18 protein-coding genes are annotated in these 20,729 nt (G+C 59.4%); 11 read left to right on the top strand and 7 right to left on the bottom strand.

Annotation, left to right across the window (positions count from 1 at the left end):
* Position 1: 1 nt before the first annotated feature.
* A complete protein-coding gene (locus ACA069_RS01840; protein ID WP_187678863.1) occupies positions 2–2,452 on the bottom strand; it encodes a glycogen/starch/alpha-glucan phosphorylase in 2,451 nt (816 codons plus the stop codon).
* Between the two features lie 261 nt (positions 2,453–2,713).
* On the opposite strand from ACA069_RS01840, the gene ACA069_RS01835 reads away from it, so the two are divergent.
* Positions 2,714–3,151, top strand: coding sequence for a YkgJ family cysteine cluster protein (locus ACA069_RS01835; RefSeq protein ID WP_064117051.1), 438 nt, complete (start codon positions 2,714–2,716; stop codon positions 3,149–3,151).
* 189 nt (positions 3,152–3,340) lie between these two features.
* Here the strand turns inward: ACA069_RS01835 and typA are convergent, their stop codons facing one another.
* On the bottom strand, positions 3,341–5,161 hold the full coding sequence (gene typA / locus ACA069_RS01830; RefSeq protein ID WP_489879706.1) for a translational GTPase TypA: 1,821 nt from the start codon (positions 5,159–5,161) through the stop codon (positions 3,341–3,343).
* A 139-nt stretch (positions 5,162–5,300) separates the two neighbouring features.
* Complete coding sequence (gene thiI, locus ACA069_RS01825) at positions 5,301–6,755, bottom strand: tRNA uracil 4-sulfurtransferase ThiI (protein ID WP_497616077.1); 1,455 nt, start codon at positions 6,753–6,755, stop codon at positions 5,301–5,303.
* A 327-nt stretch (positions 6,756–7,082) separates the two neighbouring features.
* Between thiI and glnA the strand changes: the two genes are divergently transcribed.
* From glnA to ntrC, 5 genes are all read left to right on the top strand, one after another.
* Positions 7,083–8,489 (top strand): glutamate--ammonia ligase, encoded by a 1,407-nt coding sequence (gene glnA / locus ACA069_RS01820; RefSeq protein ID WP_150604017.1) that lies wholly within the window; start codon positions 7,083–7,085, stop codon positions 8,487–8,489.
* A gap of 210 nt (positions 8,490–8,699) precedes the next feature.
* Entirely contained in the window at positions 8,700–9,212 is a 513-nt protein-coding gene (locus tag ACA069_RS01815; RefSeq protein WP_497616075.1) for a DUF4124 domain-containing protein, read from the top strand.
* On the top strand, positions 9,209–9,832 hold the full coding sequence (locus ACA069_RS01810; protein WP_497616074.1) for a DUF4124 domain-containing protein: 624 nt from the start codon (positions 9,209–9,211) through the stop codon (positions 9,830–9,832). Before ACA069_RS01815 ends, ACA069_RS01810 begins: the two co-directional genes overlap by 4 nt.
* A 231-nt stretch (positions 9,833–10,063) precedes the next feature.
* Positions 10,064–11,149 (top strand): nitrogen regulation protein NR(II), encoded by a 1,086-nt coding sequence (gene glnL / locus ACA069_RS01805; RefSeq protein WP_187678868.1) that lies wholly within the window; start codon positions 10,064–10,066, stop codon positions 11,147–11,149.
* Positions 11,146–12,582, top strand: coding sequence for a nitrogen regulation protein NR(I) (ntrC, locus tag ACA069_RS01800; RefSeq protein WP_003220781.1), 1,437 nt, complete (start codon positions 11,146–11,148; stop codon positions 12,580–12,582). The genes glnL and ntrC overlap by 4 nt, the downstream gene beginning before the upstream one ends.
* Positions 12,583–13,019: 437 nt before the next feature.
* On the opposite strand, the gene ACA069_RS01795 is transcribed toward ntrC, so the two are convergent.
* Positions 13,020–13,460, bottom strand: coding sequence for a hypothetical protein (locus ACA069_RS01795; protein WP_497616071.1), 441 nt, complete (start codon positions 13,458–13,460; stop codon positions 13,020–13,022).
* Here ACA069_RS01795 and ACA069_RS01790 point away from each other — a divergent pair.
* Complete coding sequence (locus ACA069_RS01790; protein WP_003220777.1) at positions 13,459–13,914, top strand: tRNA (cytidine(34)-2'-O)-methyltransferase; 456 nt, start codon at positions 13,459–13,461, stop codon at positions 13,912–13,914. The two genes, ACA069_RS01795 and ACA069_RS01790, sit on opposite strands and share 2 nt — an antisense overlap.
* Before the next feature lie 101 nt (positions 13,915–14,015).
* On the opposite strand, the gene secB is transcribed toward ACA069_RS01790, so the two are convergent.
* From secB to ACA069_RS01775, 3 genes are read right to left on the bottom strand one after another with little or no spacing between them, the layout of a single operon-like run.
* Positions 14,016–14,501 carry a protein-export chaperone SecB gene (gene secB, locus ACA069_RS01785; RefSeq protein ID WP_095190086.1) on the bottom strand — a complete coding sequence of 162 codons (486 nt, stop codon included), beginning with the start codon at positions 14,499–14,501 and terminating at the stop codon, positions 14,016–14,018.
* A gap of 56 nt (positions 14,502–14,557) precedes the next feature.
* Positions 14,558–14,812, bottom strand: a complete 255-nt coding sequence (gene grxC, locus ACA069_RS01780) for a glutaredoxin 3 (protein WP_038359971.1) — start codon at positions 14,810–14,812, stop codon at positions 14,558–14,560.
* A 1-nt stretch (position 14,813) separates the two neighbouring features.
* Positions 14,814–15,227: a rhodanese-like domain-containing protein gene (locus tag ACA069_RS01775; RefSeq protein ID WP_187678872.1), complete on the bottom strand. Its 414-nt coding sequence runs from the start codon at positions 15,225–15,227 to the stop codon at positions 14,814–14,816.
* A 153-nt stretch (positions 15,228–15,380) separates the two neighbouring features.
* Here ACA069_RS01775 and gpmI point away from each other — a divergent pair, with 153 nt between their 5' ends.
* From gpmI to ACA069_RS01755, 4 genes are all read left to right on the top strand, one after another.
* On the top strand, positions 15,381–16,910 hold the full coding sequence (gene gpmI, locus ACA069_RS01770; protein ID WP_497616068.1) for a 2,3-bisphosphoglycerate-independent phosphoglycerate mutase: 1,530 nt from the start codon (positions 15,381–15,383) through the stop codon (positions 16,908–16,910).
* Between the two features lie 300 nt (positions 16,911–17,210).
* Complete coding sequence (locus ACA069_RS01765; RefSeq protein WP_187678874.1) at positions 17,211–18,497, top strand: murein hydrolase activator EnvC family protein; 1,287 nt, start codon at positions 17,211–17,213, stop codon at positions 18,495–18,497.
* Between the two features lie 35 nt (positions 18,498–18,532).
* Entirely contained in the window at positions 18,533–19,852 is a 1,320-nt protein-coding gene (locus ACA069_RS01760) for a S41 family peptidase (RefSeq protein WP_123529840.1), read from the top strand.
* A gap of 8 nt (positions 19,853–19,860) precedes the next feature.
* Positions 19,861–20,637, top strand: a complete 777-nt coding sequence (locus ACA069_RS01755; protein WP_497616065.1) for a divergent polysaccharide deacetylase family protein — start codon at positions 19,861–19,863, stop codon at positions 20,635–20,637.
* Positions 20,638–20,729 lie beyond the last annotated feature (92 nt).

Genomic DNA, 20,729 nt, shown 5'->3' with positions numbered 1-20,729 from the left:
GTTACTCCAGCGCTTTCCAGATATCCGTGGCGTACTCGCGAATCGTCCGGTCAGAGGAGAACCAGCCCATTCGCGAAGTGTTGAGCACCGCCGAACGCCACCAGTTGTTGCTGTCGTGCCAATGCTCTTCGACGCGCTTCTGTGCTTCCCAGTAGGAGTCGAAGTCAGCGCAGACCAGGAAGCGGTCGTAGTCCACCAGCGAATCGATCAACCCGGTGTAGCGCGAAGTGTCATCCGGCGAGAACACGCCACTGCGGATCGCTTGCAGCACGTCGTTGAGACGATGGGACGCAGCGATGTCCGGCGCCGCGCTGAACTCGTGGTTCTGTTTGCGCGCTTCAACCTGCTGGGCACTGAGGCCGAAGATAAACATGTGCTCGGCACCGATGCGCTCACACATTTCCACGTTGGCGCCGTCGAGGGTGCCGATGGTCAGCGCACCGTTGAGGCCGAACTTCATGTTACTGGTGCCCGAGGCCTCGAAACCGGCGGTGGAAATCTGCTCGGACAAGTCTGCCGCCGGAATAATGCTCTCCGCCAGGCTGACGTTGTAGTTGGGCAGGAACACCACTTTCAGCAAGCCACGCACGGTCGGGTCGTTGTTCACCACCCGGGCGATGTCGTTGGTCAGCTTGATGATCAGTTTGGCCTGGTGATAACTGGCCGCCGCTTTACCGGCGAAGATCTTCACGCGCGGCACCCAGTCCACTTCAGGCTCGGCGCGAATCGCCTGATACAGCGCCACGGTGTGCAGCAAGTTGAGCAACTGGCGTTTGTATTCGTGGATCCGTTTGACTTGGACGTCGAACATCGCCGCCGGGTTGACTGCGATCCCCAGCCGCTCGTGAATCAGATAGGCCAAGGCCTTCTTGCTGTGCAGGCGTTGCTCGGCGAAGGCTTTTCGGAACGCGGGTTTCTCGGCAAACGGTTCGAGATCGAGCAGGCGCTCTTCAGGGTTGTCGAGCAAGTCCGGGCCGAGTGCATCGACCAGCATCGAGGTCAGCTCGGCGTTGGCCTGATACAACCAGCGGCGGAAAGTGATGCCGTTGGTTTTGTTGTTGATCCGCTCCGGATACAGCTTGTGCAACTCGGAGAACACCGTACTGCGCATCAGTTGAGTGTGCAATCCGGACACGCCGTTGACGCTGTGCGAACCAAGGAATGCGAGGTTACCCATGCGCACCCGGCGTCCGTTGTCTTCCTCAATCAGTGACACCGCGCGCAGCACGTCGAAATCGTGGATGCCCTTGGCCCGCAGCGAGTCGATGTGCTGGGCGTTGATCAGGTAAATGATCTGCATGTGCCGTGGCAGCATGCGCTCCATCAAACCTACCGGCCAGGTTTCCAGCGCTTCCGGCAGCAGCGTGTGGTTGGTGTACGACAGCGTGTCGACGGTGACTTGCCACGCCGCATCCCAGGCCACGTCGTAGACGTCGACCAGTTGGCGCATCAATTCGGCGACGGCAATCGAGGGGTGGGTGTCGTTGAGCTGGATCGCGGCATGATCGCCCAAGGTCAACACCGAGGTGTGCATGTTGCGGTGGCGACGTAGCAAATCCTGCAACGACGCGGCGACAAAGAAGTATTCCTGGCGCAGGCGCAACTCTTGCCCGGCCTCGGTGCTGTCCGCCGGGTAAAGCACACGCGAGATACTTTCGGCGCGGGCCACTTCGGCAACGGCCCCGAGGTGGTCACCGGCGTTGAAGCGCTCAAGGTGCAAATCTTCCATGGCCCGCGCACGCCACAGGCGCAAGGTATTGACGCTCGCCCCGCGCCAGCCGACTACCGGCGTGTCGTAGGCAATCGCGCGGACGGTTTCTGCGGGAGACCAGACTTGTTTGGTTTTGCCGCTGGCATCGGTGACGGTTTCAACGCTGCCACCGAAGCCGATGGAATAAACAACTTCCGGCCGTTCGAACTCCCACGGGTTGCCGAAATCCAGCCAGTGTTCGGTCTGCTCCTGTTGCCAGCCATCGACGATGGCCTGCCGGAACAAGCCGTGCTCGTAACGAATGCCGTAACCGTGGCCGGCGATGCCGAGGGTCGACATGCTTTCCATGAAGCATGCCGCCAGTCGTCCGAGGCCGCCGTTGCCGAGCGCCGCGTCAGGCTCCAGCAGACGGATGCGCTCCAGATCGACACCGAGCTCGGTCAGGGCTTCACGCGCGACGTCGAGCAGGCCGAGGTTGCTCAGGCTGTCGTAGAGCAGCCGGCCGATGAGAAATTCCAGCGAGAGGTAATACACCCGCTTCTGACCTTTGCGGTAGATCTGCCGGGTGTGGTCCATCCAGTGCTCGACCATGTGATCTCGCGCTGCCAGGGCAATGGCTTCGAACCAGTCATGGTCGAAGGCGTGATCAGGGTCTTTGCCCACCGCGTAGGTGAGTTTGGTCAGGACGGCGTCGCGAAATGCGGCCACCTCTGCTTCGCGAACTAGTGGTTCTTGAGTCATCGATACGACCTCGGGCGAGCGGTGGAATTGTCTGAGCCTAGACGGTCTGACCGACGGTAACGGCTCTGGTTCGGCAGTTTTTCCCGGGACTGTGAGATAGCCCGGCAAACGCTTGGCATCTGCCCCAATGAATGCAGGGGCCGTGCCGAGTTGTCCAGCCGATTGGCCGCACGCAGAAAAAATCTGGCGAAAGGTTGTTCAAAAATCCACCAGTCCCGGTATGATCGCGCGCCCTGATGCACACACGCCTGGTAACTCCCGATGATGAAGCCCAACCTGATTGCCGCCGCCGAGATCGATCGTCTCGATACGTGGGCCAAATATTCGGCCCCGATGTGCGGCTCTTGTATCTCCAGCTGCTGCACGCTGCCGGTCGAGGTGAAGATCAAGGATCTGGTGCGCATCGGCGTGGTCGATGAATTCGAGCTGGGCGATCCGCCGAAGAACATCGCCAAGCGCCTGCAAAAGGAAGGGCTGGTCGAGCGCTTCAATCAGAAGTCGGGCATCTTCACCCTCCAGCGCATGAGCAACAACGATTGCTACTACCTGGATCGTAAGAGCCGCCTGTGCACCATTTATGACAAGCGCCCCGACACCTGCCGCAACCACCCGAAAATCGGCCCGCGCCCGGGATACTGCGCTTACAAGCCGAAGGAAGTCGAGCGGGTGCAGAATTTCCGGGCGATCGAGAAGTTCTGATGCTGAGCGTTCCCACGCTTCGCGTGGGAACGCAGCCCGGGACGCTCTGCGTCCCAAAAGGCCGAACGCGGAGCGTCCGTTGAGGCATTCCCACGCAGAGCGTAGGAACGAGATCGTCAAACCCCAGACAAACAAAAACGCCCCCGGTCTCTCGACCGGGGGCGTTTTCATTCAGCCTGAACTAATTACTTAGATCTTGGCTTTCTTGGCAGCGCGGGTACGCTCGCTTTCGTCCAGGATCTTCTTGCGAAGACGGATGGACTTAGGAGTAACTTCGCACAGCTCGTCTTCCTGGATGTATTCCAGAGCCTGTTCCAGAGTGAACTTCACTGGTGGAACCAGAGCGATGGTTTCGTCTTTACCCGAAGCACGCATGTTGTCGAGCTTCTTGCCTTTGGTTGGGTTGATACCCAGGTCGTTGTCGCGGCTGTTCTGGCCGACGATTTGACCGGTGTAGACCTCCTGACCGTGTTCAACGAACAGCTTGCCACGCGCCTGCAGGGTTTCCAGCGAGTAGGTCAGAGCCTTACCGGTTTCAACCGATACCAGAACGCCGTTCTGACGGCCGGACATGTGGCCCGACTTGACGGTGTCGTAGCGATCGAAGATCGAGGTCAGGATGCCAGCACCGTTGGTCAGGGTCAGGAACTGGTTACGGAAACCGATCAGACCGCGAGCAGGGATGTTGTATTCCAGACGAACACGGCCCTTACCATCCGGAACCATGTTGGTCAGGTCGCCTTTACGCAGACCCATCTCTTCCATGACCTTGCCCTGCGAATCTTCAGGGATGTCGATGGTCACGTTTTCGAACGGTTCTTGCTTGACGCCGTTCACTTCACGAATGATCACTTCCGGACGGCCCAGGGCCAGCTCGAAGCCTTCGCGACGCATGGTTTCGATCAGTACCGAGAGGTGCAACTCACCACGGCCGGAAACCTTGAACTTGTCAGCGGTGTCGCCTTCTTCAACTTTCAGAGCAACGTTGTACAGCAGCTCTTTGTCCAGACGGTCCTTGATGTTACGGGACGTCACGAACTTGCCTTCTTTACCGCAGAATGGCGAGTCGTTTACCTGGAAGGTCATCGAAACGGTTGGCTCGTCAACGGTCAGAGGCTTCATCGCCTCGACAGTGTCCGGGTGGCACAGGGTGTCGGAGATGAACAGCGAGTCCATACCGCTGACGCAAACGATATCGCCTGCGAAAGCTTCTTCAACGTCGATACGGTGCAGACCGTGGTGACCCATCAGTTTCAGGATACGACCGTTACGCTTCTTGCCGTCGGCACCGATAGCAACAACCGGGGTGTTCGGCTTGACGCTACCACGAGCGATACGGCCAACGCCGATAACACCCAGGAAGCTGTTGTAGTCCAGTGCCGAGATTTGCATCTGGAACGGACCTTCACGGTCAACTTTTGGCGCTGGAACGTGATCGACTACCGCTTGGTACAGCGGGGTCATGTCTTCAGCCATGGCGGTGTGATCCAGACCGGCAATGCCGTTCAGGGCCGAGGCGTAAACAACCTGGAAGTCCAGTTGTTCTTCGGTAGCACCGAGGTTGTCGAACAGGTCGAAGATCTGATCCAGAACCCAGTCCGGACGCGCGCCTGGACGGTCAACCTTGTTGATGACCACGATCGGACGCAGGCCGGCTTCGAAAGCCTTCTTGGTCACGAAACGGGTTTGCGGCATAGGGCCGTCTTGAGCGTCAACCAGCAGCAGAACGGAGTCAACCATCGACATTACGCGTTCAACTTCGCCGCCGAAGTCGGCGTGGCCCGGGGTGTCCACGATGTTGATGTGGTAGCCGTTCCAGTTGATGGCGGTGTTTTTCGCCAGAATGGTAATACCGCGCTCTTTTTCCTGGTCGTTGGAGTCCATCACGCGCTCGTCGTTGAGCTCGTTGCGCTCCAGAGTGCCGGATTGACGCAGGAGTTTGTCTACCAGGGTGGTTTTACCGTGGTCAACGTGGGCAATGATGGCGATGTTGCGTAGATTTTCGATCACTTGTGTATCTCGATCAGAGGATTCGGTTTGCTGACAAGTCTTGGCAGCGATTAGCAGTAGTGTCCGGCATGGCCGTTACAGCTTGACGGCGGTGTCGGGGGGCCGGTGACGCAGGCCACAGGCAAACAGCCCCGGGCACTTAGCTCGGTCGATAAACGCGCACATTGGCATGCCCCTCACTGAGCAAATGGTGGGCATGCAGGCGACTCATCACGCCTTTGTCGCAATACAGCAGGTACTGGCGAGTAGGGTCCAGTTCCTTGAAACGTGCGTTCACTGCATAGAACGGCATCGTCTGTACCTCTATGCCGGCAAGCTCCAGCGGTTCGTCTTCAGCGGCATCCGGGTGACGGATGTCGATGACGATCTGACCGGCCAGCGCTTCGCCGACTTCTTCAATCTGCAAATCCTGGCCCAATTCGTCGATGACTCGATCGATCGCGACCAGTTTGGCGTTGGCGAGCGCACGCTCGAGCACCGCCATGTCGAATTCTTTCTCTTCGTGCTCAACGCGGCCACGCTTGGCGGCGGTCTTCGGATTGACCGAGATGACGCCGCAGTATTCCGGCATGTGCCGGGCGAAATCGGCGGTGCCGATCTCGTTGGCCGTGTCGATGATGTCCTGCTTGTGGGCGACGATCAGCGGGCGCAGGACCAGTTTATCGGTCACGCAATCGATCACCGACAGGTTCGGCAGCGTCTGGCTCGAAACCTGGGAGATCGCTTCACCGGTGACCAGCGCATCGATATGCAGGCGGTCGGCGATCGCGGAGGACGCGCGCAACATCATACGCTTCAATACGACGCCCATATGACTGTTATCGACTTTGGCGAGAATTTCGCCCAACACTTCTTCAAATGGAACACTGACAAATAGCACGCGCTGCGAGCTGCCGTACTTCTTCCAGATGAAATGCGCGACTTCCATCACGCCCAATTCGTGGGCACGCCCGCCCAGATTAAAGAAGCAGAAGTGCGCCATCAGGCCGCGGCGCATGATCTGGTAGGCCGCAACGGTCGAATCAAAGCCGCCGGACATCAATACCAGCGTCTGCTCCAACGCACCAAGCGGATAACCGCCGATGCCGTTGTGCTGGCTGTGGATGACAAACAACCGTTTGTCGCGAATTTCCATGCGAACTTTAATTTGCGGTGCTTTCAGGTCGATGCCGGCGGCACCGCACTCACGGCGCAGCTTGCTGCCGACGTATTTTTCGACGTCCATCGAGCTGAACGTGTGCTTGCCTGCACGTTTGCAGCGCACCGAGAAAACCTTCCCCGCCAGCGCATCGCCGTAGTGCTGTTTGCACTTCTCGGTAATGTCGTCGAAGTCACCCAGCGGGTACTCGTCGATCTGCAAAAAGTGCGCGATGCCCGGCATGCAGGTCAGGCGCTCACCCATCTCTTTCAAGGCTTTGGGGTCGGTAACGCGGGTTTCCAGCTCGAGGTTGTCCCACACACCGTTCACCACCACAGCCGGGTCCAGATCGCGGAGCACGGCGCGGATGTTCTTGGCCAACTGGCGGATGAATTTCGTCCGGACAGGTCGGCTTTTGATGGTGATCTCGGGGAAGACTTTTACGATTAGTTTCATGAAAACAGCGCGCGCAGGGCCAGCCGAAAAAGGGGGGCGCGGATTATAGCGGAAATTGCTCAAGGTTTAACCAGTTAATGTGCAGAAGGTTTTGCGCGCACCAAAACGGGTCATTTATGGATTAAGACGCTACATTAGGGGGCGAGATTTTCACCATCAGGGCGCTTTGCACCTTTATAAGCGTGAATTTGGGGCAAAAAACCCATGCTGGGGCACTGGCATGCAATTTGCTCCCTTGTGAGGCAGGTTGCCTTGGCAGAGTATTCGCGCCGGCATCACCACTATTAAGGGCATCCACTACCAGCCCTAATTCACCCGGAGGACACTATGTCGAAGTCGGTTCAACTCATCAAAGATCATGACGTCAAGTGGATTGATCTGCGCTTCACGGACACCAAAGGCACTCAGCACCACGTGACCATGCCGGCTCGCGATGCGCTGGAAGACGACTTCTTCGAAGTCGGCAAGATGTTCGACGGTTCCTCCATCGCTGGCTGGAAAGGCATCGAAGCCTCCGACATGATCCTGCTGCCGGACGACGAAACTGCCGTTCTCGACCCGTTCACCGAAGACGCGACCCTGATCCTGGTCTGCGACATCATCGAACCGTCGACCATGCAAGGTTACGATCGCGACCCGCGCGCCATCGCTCACCGCGCCGAGGAATACCTGAAGACCACCGGTATCGGTGACACCGTCTTCGCCGGTCCAGAACCAGAATTCTTCATCTTCGACGAAGTGAAGTTCAAGTCGGACATCTCCGGCTCGATGTTCAAAATCTACTCCGAACAAGGTTCGTGGATGTCCGACCAGGACATCGAAGGTGGTAACAAGGGTCACCGTCCAGGCGTCAAAGGTGGCTACTTCCCGGTTCCGCCGTTCGACCACGACCACGAAATCCGTACTGCCATGTGCAACGCACTGGAAGAAATGGGCCAGACCGTTGAAGTTCACCACCACGAAGTGGCGACTGCCGGTCAGAACGAAATCGGTGTCAAGTTCAACACCCTGGTGAAGAAAGCTGACGAAGTTCAGACTCTGAAATACGTTGTACACAACGTTGCCGACGCTTACGGCCGCACCGCTACCTTCATGCCGAAGCCGCTGTACGGCGACAACGGTTCGGGTATGCACGTACACATGTCCATCTCCAAAGATGGCAAGAACACCTTCGCTGGCGAAGGCTATGCCGGCCTGTCCGAAACCGCTCTGTACTTCATCGGCGGCATCATCAAGCACGGTAAGGCCCTGAACGGCTTCACCAACCCGGCTACCAACTCGTACAAGCGTCTGGTGCCAGGCTTCGAAGCTCCGGTCATGCTGGCCTACTCGGCTCGTAACCGTTCCGCCTCGATCCGTATTCCTTACGTCAACAGCCCTAAAGGCCGTCGTATCGAAGCGCGTTTCCCGGATCCGGCAGCCAACCCGTACCTGGCTTTCGCAGCACTGCTGATGGCCGGCCTGGACGGTATCCAGAACAAGATCCACCCAGGCGATGCCGCTGACAAAAACCTGTACGACCTGCCGCCTGAAGAGGCGAAAGAGATCCCACAAGTTTGCGGCAGCCTGAAAGAAGCCCTGGAAGAGCTGGACAAGGGCCGTGCGTTCCTGACCAAGGGCGGCGTGTTCTCCGACGACTTCATCGACGCTTACATCGCGCTGAAATCCGAAGAAGAAATCAAGGTCCGTACCTTCGTACACCCACTGGAATATGAGCTGTACTACAGCTGCTGATCCGGTAGCGCCGCGCTAAGCGGCGTGACAAAAAGAGGCCTCCTTCGGGAGGCCTTTTTTATTGCTCGGCTTTATGGCGGACGATGAGTACTGTGGGAACTGAGGCGTATGAAAGGTTTCAGTAATGCTTGGCAAAATGCGTCCTGAGTTGGGACAACTGCCGCACCTGACCTATGCTGCACCCTATCGTTTTCTTCCCCGGTCGAGTTCATGGGTCGCACCTTTCTCTACATCCCGCTGCTGATCGCCCTGCCCGCCGCCGCGCAGATCTACAAGTACACCGACGCCAACGGCAACACGGTGTACAGCGATCACTCGCCGGACGGCGTAAACGCGCAGTCGGTGGAGTTGCCGCCGCTCAACACGGTCGAGCCTCAGTCACCAGGCGCACCCGCCGCGCCAACCTCAGACAACCGGGAGCCGCCGCGTAATGCCTACGCCATCCTCGAGCTCGCCGGCCTGCCCACCGAGGAAGCCCTGCGCGCGAACAACGGCACATTCACGGTCAACGTGCTGATCAAGCCGCGCCTGCAACCGCCGCATCAATTAAGACTGCTGCTCGACGATCGACCCTACGGCCAGCCGAGCAACGTGCCGATCCTGCAACTGGTTAACGTCGACCGAGGTGATCATCGACTCGCAGTGCAGGTGATCGATGGTCAGATGATCATTCAGCAAAGTCCGCCAGTGGTCTTTACCGTGCAGCGGGTGCACAAGCCATGATCCGCGAATGGCTGGTCGCCGTGTTGGCACTGACGGCGCTGCAAGCCTCTGCAGAGGTGTTCACTTACGTCGATGCACAGGGCAATCGCGTCTACACCGACCAGCCGCGTGGTAACGCCAAGCGAGTGCCGCTGGCAACCAGCAACCGAATGTCGGCCAATCCAACCGGCGCCGCGCCGATCACCACGGCGAAAAAATCTTCGGAGCAACCACTGTTCCACTACGACATGCTCCGTGTTCTGGTGCCCGAGCCCGATGCAACCATTCGCAGCAGCGCCGGCGAAGTGATCGTCAGCGTCACCAGCGAGCCCGGCTTGCAAGCGGGCCATCGCTATCGCCTGTTGCTGGACGGCAAGGCCACCGGCAAGCCCGGCCTGAGCCCGGTGTTCCCGCTGAGCAATATCGACCGCGGTAGCCACAGCCTTTCGGTCGAGATTCTCGATGCGCAGGGCCGCACCGTCGAACGCACTGCTAATCAGCCCTTTCACATGCTGCGCATCTCGCTGGCGCAGAAGCGCCAGGTCAAACCCTGCACAAAGGACGATTACGGCGTCCGCCCGGAATGTCCGCTTAAAGACAAACCTGATGAACCGAAAAACCCTTTCCTGCGTTTCTTCTAACGCCCATCAGCTTTGCGCACTATATTGGTGCAACAAGCTGCACTCTTCACACATTCCAACCCATTTTGGTTCGAAAGTACCCGCAAGCGCTGGCGAACTGCCACGCAAACGAGCGTCAAACGCCTGTTTCATGGGTTGAGCGCTTCTTTTCGGAGCCTTGGTTTGGTTTTTGCATTTTCCGTTTAACGACGCCTGCTTCTTGCGCACGCTCCGCCCCCAAAAGAGGCTCTGATGACTATAAGTGACGCAATTCATCGTTTGCTGCTCGACAACCTGACCACCGCTACCATTCTGCTCGACGCCGAATTGCGCCTTGAGTACATGAACCCGGCGGCAGAGATGCTGCTGGCCATCAGCGGTCAGCGAAGCCATGGGCAGTTCATCAGCGAGCTGTTCACCGAATCCACCGAAGCGCTCAACTCTTTGCGCCAGGCAGTGGAACAGGCGCATCCATTCACCAAGCGCGAAGCGATGCTCACGGCCCTCACCGGCCAGACCCTGACCGTGGATTACGCGGTGACGCCGATCCTCAGCAATGGCGCGACCATGCTGCTGCTGGAAGTCCACCCGCGTGACCGCTTGCTGCGGATCACCAAGGAAGAGGCCCAGCTGTCGAAGCAGGAAACCAGCAAGATGTTGGTGCGCGGCCTCGCCCATGAGATCAAGAATCCCCTCGGCGGTATCCGGGGCGCGGCGCAACTGCTGGCCCGCGAACTGCCGGAAGACAGCCTGCGCGACTACACCAACGTGATCATTGAAGAGGCTGATCGTCTGCGCAATCTGGTCGACCGCATGCTCGGTTCGAACAAGTTGCCGTCACTGGCTATGTGCAACGTTCACGAAGTGCTCGAACGCGTCGGCCAACTGGTCGAAGCGGAAAGTCAGGGCTGCATCACGCTGGTGCGCGATTACGACCCAAGCATTCCCGACGTGTTGATCGACCGCGAGCAGATGATTCAGGCCGTATTGAACATTGTGCGCAATGCGATGCAGGCGATCAGCAGCCAGAACGAGCTGCGCCTGGGTCGCATCAGTTTGCGTACCCGGACCATGCGTCAGTTCACCATCGGCCACGTCCGCCATCGTCTGGTGACCAAGATCGAGATCATCGACAACGGTCCGGGCATTCCGGCGGAACTCCAGGAAACCATTTTCTTTCCCATGGTCAGCGGCCGTCCGGACGGTACCGGGCTGGGCCTGGCCATTACCCAGAACATCATCAGCCAGCACCAGGGCCTGATCGAGTGTGACAGCCACCCAGGCCACACCACGTTCTCGATCTTTCTGCCACTGGAACAAGGAGCCACATCGACATGAGCCGTAGTGAAACTGTGTGGATCGTCGATGACGACCGTTCTATCCGTTGGGTTCTGGAAAAAGCCTTGCAGCAGGAAGGCATGACCACCCAGAGCTTCGACAGCGCCGATGGCGTGATGAGTCGGCTGGCCCGTCAGCAACCGGATGTGATCATTTCCGACATCCGCATGCCGGGCGCCAGTGGCCTGGACCTGTTGGCGCGGATTCGCGAGCAGCACCCACGCTTGCCGGTCATCATCATGACCGCTCATTCCGATCTGGACAGCGCTGTCGCCTCTTATCAGGGCGGCGCGTTCGAATACCTGCCCAAGCCGTTCGACGTTGATGAGGCGGTGTCGCTGGTCAAGCGCGCCAATCAGCATGCGCAAGAACAGCAAGGCCTGGAAGTGGTGCCAGCGCTGACTCGCACTCCGGAAATCATCGGCGAAGCGCCGGCGATGCAGGAAGTGTTTCGCGCCATCGGTCGCTTGAGCCACTCCAACATCACCGTGTTGATCAACGGTGAATCCGGCACCGGTAAAGAACTGGTCGCCCACGCCCTGCACCGCCACAGCCCGCGCGCAGCCTCGCCGTTCATCGCGCTGAACATGGCGGCGATCCCCAAGGATCTGATGGAGTCCGAGCTGTTCGGCCATGAGAAAGGCGCGTTCACCGGCGCGGCCAACCTGCGTCGTGGGCGCTTCGAACAAGCTGACGGCGGCACGCTGTTCCTTGATGAGATCGGCGATATGCCGGCGGATACCCAAACCCGTCTGCTGCGCGTATTGGCCGACGGCGAGTTCTATCGCGTCGGTGGTCATGTTCCGGTCAAGGTCGACGTACGGATCATCGCCGCGACCCATCAGAATCTGGAAACACTGGTCCACGCCGGGAAATTCCGTGAGGACTTGTTCCACCGCCTAAACGTGATCCGCATCCACATCCCGCGCTTGTCCGATCGTCGTGAAGACATCCCGACCCTGGCCAAGCACTTCCTCAGCCGTGCCGCGCAGGAACTGGCGGTCGAGCCGAAGCTGCTGAAAAGCGAGACCGAGGAATACCTGAAAAACCTGCCGTGGGGCGGCAACGTGCGCCAGTTGGAAAACACGTGCCGCTGGATCACGGTGATGGCCTCCGGGCGCGAAGTACACATCAGCGACCTGCCGCCGGAACTGCTGAGCCTGCCGCAGGATTCGGCGCCAGTAACCAACTGGGAGCAGGCGTTGCGCCAGTGGGCGGATCAGGCGTTGGCGCGTGGCCAGTCGAGTCTGCTCGACAGTGCAGTGCCGGCGTTTGAGCGGATCATGATCGAAACGGCGTTGAAACATACCGCCGGGCGTCGTCGTGATGCCGCGGTGTTGCTGGGTTGGGGGCGTAATACCCTGACGCGCAAGATCAAGGAACTGGGGATGAAGGTCGATGGTGGGGATGATGATGAAGGGGATGAGGGTTGAGTTCGACCTCAACACCTGAGCGATCTTTTTTCGCATGCACCACCATAAGGCACTTTGACCCGCTATCGCGCACAGCGAGCGGTTCAAAATCCGACACAAAATCACTTGAAAACTGAAACTTTATAAACACGAAAGCCCCGTATTCCGGGGCTTTCGCATTTCTGAAGACGGTTTTTGTTTCAATCCGTAAAAAGCTGGCACGCCCCCTGCAATACCTCTTACAGGTGATTCGATTCACCCACCCTTTCGGGGACCTTGGTACAGGCAGGCCGGGGATTCCCCTCTTTACACCGGGCTCACACCGCAACGGATGCGCCCACCCTTTTGGGATCCTTGGTACAGGCAGGCCGGGGGTTCCCTCTTTACACCGGACTGACGCCATCGCGCAGTCCAGCCTTTTGGGAACCCTGATACAGGCAGGTCAGGGATTCCCGCTTTTATTGCTCCCGGAGATGGATCTCCAGCCGCCAGTGGTCATCGACCTCGCTCCCGGCCCAGTCACCCTGCAGCGGCCGCGCTGCCAGCACCGTCAGCAACAACCCGCCATCACTTACTCGCGTCCGCCAATTAACGTCTTTGCCGTTGAGCTTGAGTTGGCCCTTCTGCGCCTTGCCCTCAGCCTGGAACAACAGCGCCACCGTGCCGTCGATGATTTCACCGTGCAGCTTCGGCTCGTTGTTGAACCAGACCACCAGACCGCCGTCAGTCGCCTCGATCTGCTGCAGCACGCTCGGGTCGGGCGTGGTCAGGCGACCAATCATCAAACCGATCATCAGTCCGACAATCGCCAGCGAACCGATCACCCGTGGGAATAGTTTCGAACGCGAGTCCGCTTGCGGCGTAGAATGCGCGTCATCTTTACCTTCGGAGCCGTGCATGTTTCACGTCATCCTTTTTCAACCAGAAATTCCGCCGAATACCGGCAACGTTATCAGGCTGTGCGCCAACAGCGGCTGCCACCTGCATTTGATCGAACCGCTGGGCTTCGAGATGGACGACAAGCGCTTGCGTCGTGCCGGTCTCGATTACCACGAATATGCCACGCTGCAACGCCACGCCGACCTCGCCAGTTGCCTGGAAAGCCTGGGCAACCCGCGCTTGTTCGCCTTCACCACCAAGGGCTCGCGACCGTTTCATGATGCCGCGTTCGTCCCGGGCGATGCGTTCATCTTCGGCCCGGAAAGCCGTGGCCTGCCGCCAGAGGTACTGGACGCCCTGCCCGCCGAACAACGCTTGCGCCTGCCAATGCGCGAAGGCTGCCGCAGCCTGAACCTGTCCAACACGGTGGCCGTGGCCGTGTACGAAGCGTGGCGCCAAAACGACTTCAAATAACACGCAAGCCCCTGACCGATCGTTCCCATGCTCTGCGTGGGAACGATCAGCCAAGAAAAAAGCGCCTGTTACGGCGCTTTTTTCGTTGTTGCTCAGACCGTTTATTGAACGGTTGGGGTCTCGCCGCTTTCCTGCATGCGCTGCAGCTCTTGCGCGTACAGGGCGTCGAAGTTCACCGGAGCCAGCATCAACGCCGGGAACGAACCACGGGTCACCAGGCTGTCCAGAGTCTCACGAGCGTACGGGAACAGGATGTTCGGGCAGAACGCACCCAGGGTGTGGCTCATCGAAGCCGGGTCCAGATTCTTGATCAGGAAGATACCGGCCTGTTGCACTTCAGCGATGAAGGCCACTTCGTCGCCGTTTTTCACGGTAACGGACAGGGTCAGCACGACTTCGAAGAAATCGCCTTCCAGCTCTTTCTGGCGAGTGTTCAGATCCAGACCGACGCTCGGATCCCACTGCTGGCGGAAAATCGCCGGGCTTTTCGGGGCTTCGAAGGACAAGTCGCGTACGTAGATGCGCTGCAAGGAGAATTGCGGTGCGGTTTCTTCTTCGCTGGCTGCAGTGTTCTGTTGGTCAGTCATCTCAGATCCTTTCTGATCTTGGGTCTTTAGGGATTGCTGTACGTGGGTGCAGCCGTTCAGGCCTTGAGCAGCGCGTCGAGCTTGCCGGCGCGCTCCAGGGCATATAAATCGTCACAACCGCCGATGTGCTTGCTGCCGATCCAGATCTGCGGCACGGATGTGCGGCCGGCCTTCTGGGTCATTTCGGCGCGCACCTGCGGCTTGCCATCGACCTTGATCTCTTTGAAGGCCACGCCTTTGTTCTCGAGCAGGTACTTGGCTCGCGAGCAATAAGGGCAGTAATCGCTGGAGTAGACGATGACTTCGCTCATATCACTTCACCAACGGCAGGTTGTCGCCTTTCCAGCTGGAGATCCCGCCGGACAGCTTGGCGGCGGTGAAGCCGGTCTTCATCAGTTCGCGGGCGTGGGTGCCGGCGGTCTGGCCCAGGGCATCGACCAGAATGATGGTCTTGGCCTTGTGTTTTTCCAGCTCGCCAGTGCGCGCGGCCAGCTTGTCTTGAGGAATGTTGATCGCGCCAACGATGTGGCCGGCAGCGAAATCCTTGGCCGGACGGATGTCCACCACCACGCCTGCTTCTTTGTTGACCAGCGCGGTCAGCTCGCCCGTGCTCAGGCTTTTACCGCCGCCCTGCATCGTGTGCGCCAGCAGCAGAGCCAGCAGTACGACGAAGATACCGACAAGAATGTAGTGGTTAGTGGCAAATTCAATCAGGTGAGCAACCATCGAAGGAGGTTCCAGGGCGTTAAAATGTCGGCCAGTATACACAGCCCCTATGGTGGGCCAAACCCCGTCCGGCGGTGACGTGGATTGAACTTGGCTTTAAACTCCAACTCCCTTTTCCATCGCCTTCTTCTTTATTAGCCACGAGTGGATTCCATGACTACCACGCCTAAACCTTTGGTCCTGATCATTCTCGACGGCTTCGGTCACAGCGACAGCCCCGAATCGAATGCCGTTTTCGCGGCGAAGAAGCCCGTGCTGGATCGCCTGTGGGCCACAGTGCCGAACGGCTTGATCTCGGGCAGCGGCATGGACGTCGGCCTGCCGGACGGCCAGATGGGCAACTCCGAAGTCGGCCACATGAACCTCGGTGCCGGTCGCGTGGTGTATCAGGACTTCACCCGTGTGACCAAATCGATCCGCGACGGCGAGTTCTTCGAGAACCCGACCATTTGCGCCGCTGTGGATAAAGCCGTGGCTGCGGGCAAAGCCGTGCACTTCATGGGCCTGCTGTCGGATGGCGGCGTGCACAGCCACCAGGACCACCTGATCGCCATGGCCGAACTGGCCTTCAAGCGTGGCGCCGAAAAAATCTACCTGCACGCCTTCCTCGATGGCCGTGACACCCCGCCGAAAAGCGCCGCGTCGTCGATCGAACTGCTCGACGCGACGTTCCAGGCACTCGGCAAGGGCCGCATCGCCAGTATCGTCGGCCGCTACTTCGCCATGGACCGTGACAACCGCTGGGACCGCGTGGCTCAGGCGTACAACCTGATCGTCGACGGCAACAGCGAATTCAACGCCGCCACCGCTCAGGAAGGCCTGGAAGCCGCTTACGCTCGCGGCGAGAGCGACGAATTCGTCAAAGCCACCACCATCGGCGAGCCGGTGAAAGTCGAAGACGGCGACGCCGTGGTGTTCATGAACTTCCGCGCCGACCGCGCCCGCGAGCTGACCCGCGTATTCGTCGAAAACGATTTCAACGACTTCGAGCGCGCACGCCAGCCTGCACTTGCCGGTTTCGTCATGCTGACCCAATACGCGGCGAGCATTCCCGCGCCTTGCGCCTTCGCCGCCGGCAGCCTGGAAAACGTGCTGGGCGACTACCTGGCGAAAAACGGCAAGACCCAGCTGCGCATCGCTGAAACCGAGAAATACGCCCATGTGACCTTCTTCTTCTCCGGCGGTCGCGAAGAACCGTTCCCGGGCGAAGAGCGCATCCTGATCCCGTCGCCGAAAGTCGCCACCTACGACCTGCAGCCGGAAATGAGCGCGCCTGAGGTGACCGACCGCATCGTCGATGCCATCGAAAACCAGCGCTACGACGTGATCGTGGTCAACTACGCCAACGGCGATATGGTTGGTCATAGCGGCGTGTTCGACGCGGCGGTGAAGGCGGTTGAATGCCTCGACACCTGCGTCGGCCGCATCGTCGAAGCGCTGGAGAAGGTCGATGGCGAAGCACTGATCACCGCTGACCACGGCAACGTCGAGCAAATGGCTGACGAGTCCACCGGGCAGGCGCACACCGCGCACACCACCGAGCCGGTGCCGTTCATTTATGTCGGCAAGCGTGACCTCAAGGTCCGTGAAGGCGGCGTACTGGCGGATGTGGCGCCGACCATGCTGAAACTGCTGGGTCTGGAAAAACCGGCGGAAATGACTGGTACCTCGATTCTGGTCTGACTCGAATCAGCAAGCACCGCAAAAACCCTGTTGGAATGATTTTGTGGTGAGGGGATTCATCCCCGATGGGTGGCGGAGCCGCCCTGAAACCTGACACCGCGGCGTATCAGATGCATCGGGTGTTCGGGTTTTACGACTGCTGCGCAGCCGATCGGGGATAAATCCCCTCGCCACAGGTCACTCCTACAAAGGTTTGTGGTGTTTTTCAGTCCAGTTATCACACAGCCCCAATTGGGCGTTTTTTTTGCAGCGTCGGGCGGGCATACTAGGCCGTCCCTTACCCTGGTGCCGCCCGCCCCTATGCTTCGCGTCCTGATTGCCCTCGCTCTGACCTGCCTGCTCCAACCGGCCTTCGCTGACGAGCGCGCGCAAACCCAACAACAGTTGGATGCCACGCGTCAGGATATTGCCGAGCTGAAAAAGCTGCTGGGCAAGCTCCAGGAAGAAAAATCCGGCGTGCAGAAAGAGCTCAAGGGCACTGAAACCGAGATGGGCAAGCTGCAGAAACAGGTCGATGCGCTGCAGAAAGAACTGCAAAAGAGCGAATCCGAGCTGCAGCGACTCGATGCGGAGAAAAAAAAACTCCAGAGCGCGCGCACTGAACAGCAGCGACTGATCGCCATCCAGGCCCGCGCTGCCTATCAGAACGGCCGTCAGGAATACCTCAAGTTGCTGCTCAACCAGCAGAACCCCGAGAAATTCGCCCGCACCCTCACCTATTACGATTACCTGAGCCAGGCCCGCCTGGAGCAGTTGAAGAACTTCAACGAAACCCTGCGCCAACTGGCTAATGTCGAAAAAGACATCGGCTTGCAGCAAGCGCAATTGCTCGTGCAGAAAAGCAGCCTCGACAGCCAGCGTGACGAGCTCGACAAGGTTCGCAAGGAACGCCAGCAAGTCCTCGCCAAGCTCAACGATGACGTGAAGGCCCGCGACCAGAAGCTCGTCGCTCGCGAGCAGGATCAGGCAGACCTGTCTAAAGTCCTTAAAACCATTGAAGAAACCCTGGCCCGACAGGCTCGTGAGGCAGAAGAGGCGCGGCAGAAAGCGCTGATCGCCCAGCAGGAAGCGGAAAAAAAGCGCTTGCGTGAGGCGCAGGCTGAAAACAGCGACGCCCCACGAAAACCAGCCAGATCAACAGCCGGCGCGCTGGTTTCCAGCAGCGGCGAGACCTTTGGCGGGCCTTTTGCTGCAACCCGGGGAAAACTTCCGTGGCCAGTTGATGGTCGACTGCTGGCACGCTTCGGTGAAAGTCGTGGCGACGATGCCCGGACCAAGTGGGATGGCGTGATGATCAGCGCCTCTGCCGGTAGCCAGGTGCACGCCGTACACGGCGGGCGCGTAGTGTTTGCCGACTGGTTGCGCGGTGCCGGGCTGCTGGTGATCCTCGATCACGGCAACGGTTTTCTGAGTCTTTACGGTCACAACCAGACGCTGCTCAAGTCAGCCGGCGACGTGGTTAAAGCCGGTGAGTCCATCTCCACTGTCGGTAACAGTGGCGGCCAGGACACATCAGCGCTGTATTTTGCAATTCGTCAGCAGGGTCACCCGAGTGATCCGGCGCAATGGTGCCGCGCGCAAGGATAGGCGTTGAGTCACCAAATTTCAGGAGTTCGTTCGACATGCTGCATTTGTCCCGCCTTACCTCGCTGGCCCTGACGATCGCCCTGGTGATCGGCGCGCCTTTGGCGTTCGCCGCTCAACCGGCCCCGGCCGTCGCGCCGGCAGGCACTGCCGCGACCTCCAAAGCCCCGCTGCCGCTGGAAGAGTTGCGCACCTTTGCCGAGGTCATGGACCGGATCAAAGCCGCCTATGTCGAACCGGTGGACGACAAGACCCTGCTGGAGAACGCGATCAAGGGCATGCTCAGCAACCTTGATCCACACTCCGCTTATCTGGGCCCTGAAGACTTCACCGAGTTGCAGGAAAGCACCAGCGGCGAGTTCGGCGGTCTGGGTATCGAAGTCGGTGCCGAAGACGGCTTCATCAAAGTCGTCTCGCCAATCGACGACACGCCTGCGTCGAAGGCCGGTATTCAGGCCGGCGACTTCATCGTCAAGATCAACGGCGCGCCGACGCGCGGCCAGACCATGACCGAAGCCGTGGACAAGATGCGCGGCAAGATCGGCCAGAAAATCACCCTGACCCTGGTCCGTGACGGCGGCACGCCGTTTGACGTGACCCTGGCGCGTGCAGTGATTCAGGTGAAGAGCGTCAAGTCGCAGTTGCTCGAATCGGGCTACGGTTACATCCGCATCACCCAGTTCCAGGTCAAGACCGGTGAAGAGGTCTCCAAGGCCCTGGCCAAGATGCGCAAGGACAACGGCAAGAAGCTCAACGGCATCATTCTCGACCTGCGCAACAACCCGGGCGGCGTGTTGCAGGCGGCGGTGGAAGTGGTCGACCACTTCATCACCAAAGGCCTGATCGTCTACACCAAAGGCCGGATCGCCAACTCCGAGCTGCGCTTCTCCGCCACCGGCAAGGACGAAAGCGAAGCCGTGCCGATGGTCGTGCTGATCAACGGTGGCAGCGCCTCGGCCTCGGAAATCGTCGCCGGCGCCCTGCAGGATCAGAAACGCGCTGTGGTCATGGGTACCACCAGTTTCGGCAAAGGCTCGGTACAAACCGTGCTGCCGCTGAATAACGACCGCGCGCTGAAGATCACCACCGCGCTGTACTTCACGCCCAATGGTCGCTCGATCCAGGCCCAGGGCATCGTCCCGGACATCGAAGTGCGCAAGGCCAAGATCACCAACGAGGCGGACGGCGATTACTTCAAGGAAGCCGATCTGCAAGGTCACTTGGGCAATGGCAACGGCGGCGCCGACAAACCGACCGGTTCCGGCACCAAGGCCAAAGCGATGCCGCAGGATGATGATTACCAGTTGGCCCAGGCCCTCAGCCTGCTCAAAGGCCTGAGCATCACCTCCGGCCGTTGAGGATGGGTTTGGGTTTGCGTTTCCTCTTCGTCCTGTTGTGTTGTCTGGCGGGTACTGCTCACGCAGAGCCCGCCAAACCGACACCGCACAAAGCCTACCTGACGCTGATCATCGACGACCTGGGGCAGAACCTGCCCCGGGATCGCCGCGTGCTGGCCCTGCCTGGCCCGGTGACCACGGCGATCATGCCCGACACACCGCACGCCACCGAATTCGCCCGCGAGGCCCATCGCGCCGGCAAGGTCGTCATCCTGCACATGCCGATGGACCCGGCCACCGGTCCGTTTGCCTGGCATCCGGAACTACCCATCGAAGAACTCGAAAAACGCCTCAACGCTGCGTTCAAAAGGGTCCCCTTCACCGCCGGCATCAATAACCACATGGGCAGTCGCATGACTGCGCAACCGGTAGCGATGGCATGGTTGATGGCGGAGTTGCAGCGCCGCCACAAGTTCTTCGTCGACAGCCGCACCAGCGCGCAGACCGTGGCCGCGCAACAGGCGCAGAAGATCGATCTGGCGAGTGTTTCCCGCGATGTATTCCTCGATGACGAGCGCACCGAGGCGGCGATCTTTACCCAGTTGCAGACAGCGATCAGCCTTGCGCACAAACAAGGTTCAGCCTTGATGATCGGACATCCTTATCCACAGACGCTGGCGGTGCTCGAGCGCGAGTTGCCCAAGCTCAAGGCCCAAGGCATCGAGTGGATCGACATCAAGCAGATGATCAGCGTGCGCAGCAATCGCGCCATGGCCGGTCATGGCAAAGACGGCGTGTATCGGTAACACCCGGTCACGAATGTAAATACATAGTTACCGCCAGAGGTCTGGCGCACTTGCTGATAGTGAGACCTGCAACAGGTCGCGACTCCCCTTGA

The sequence above is a fragment of the Pseudomonas sp. LBUM1652 genome (assembly GCF_059716105.1).
This window is presented reverse-complemented; position numbering and strand designations above follow the sequence as displayed.

Bases quoted from the DNA above. Each gene is read 5' to 3' on its own strand.
- thiI (WP_497616077.1), bottom strand. From the start codon at position 6,755: ATGAAACTAATCGTAAAAGTCTTCCCCGAGATCACCATCAAAAGCCGA.
- glnA (WP_150604017.1), top strand. From the start codon at position 7,083: ATGTCGAAGTCGGTTCAACTCATCAAAGATCATGACGTCAAGTGGATT.
- ACA069_RS01790 (WP_003220777.1), top strand. From the start codon at position 13,459: ATGTTTCACGTCATCCTTTTTCAACCAGAAATTCCGCCGAATACCGGC.
- ACA069_RS01840 (WP_187678863.1), bottom strand. From the start codon at position 2,452: ATGACTCAAGAACCACTAGTTCGCGAAGCAGAGGTGGCCGCATTTCGC.
- ACA069_RS01810 (WP_497616074.1), top strand. From the start codon at position 9,209: ATGATCCGCGAATGGCTGGTCGCCGTGTTGGCACTGACGGCGCTGCAA.
- ACA069_RS01760 (WP_123529840.1), top strand. From the start codon at position 18,533: ATGCTGCATTTGTCCCGCCTTACCTCGCTGGCCCTGACGATCGCCCTG.
- glnL (WP_187678868.1), top strand. From the start codon at position 10,064: ATGACTATAAGTGACGCAATTCATCGTTTGCTGCTCGACAACCTGACC.
- secB (WP_095190086.1), bottom strand. From the start codon at position 14,501: ATGACTGACCAACAGAACACTGCAGCCAGCGAAGAAGAAACCGCACCG.
- gpmI (WP_497616068.1), top strand. From the start codon at position 15,381: ATGACTACCACGCCTAAACCTTTGGTCCTGATCATTCTCGACGGCTTC.
- ACA069_RS01795 (WP_497616071.1), bottom strand. From the start codon at position 13,460: ATGCACGGCTCCGAAGGTAAAGATGACGCGCATTCTACGCCGCAAGCG.
- ACA069_RS01835 (WP_064117051.1), top strand. From the start codon at position 2,714: ATGATGAAGCCCAACCTGATTGCCGCCGCCGAGATCGATCGTCTCGAT.
- ntrC (WP_003220781.1), top strand. From the start codon at position 11,146: ATGAGCCGTAGTGAAACTGTGTGGATCGTCGATGACGACCGTTCTATC.
- grxC (WP_038359971.1), bottom strand. From the start codon at position 14,812: ATGAGCGAAGTCATCGTCTACTCCAGCGATTACTGCCCTTATTGCTCG.
- ACA069_RS01815 (WP_497616075.1), top strand. From the start codon at position 8,700: ATGGGTCGCACCTTTCTCTACATCCCGCTGCTGATCGCCCTGCCCGCC.
- ACA069_RS01775 (WP_187678872.1), bottom strand. From the start codon at position 15,227: ATGGTTGCTCACCTGATTGAATTTGCCACTAACCACTACATTCTTGTC.
- ACA069_RS01765 (WP_187678874.1), top strand. From the start codon at position 17,211: ATGCTTCGCGTCCTGATTGCCCTCGCTCTGACCTGCCTGCTCCAACCG.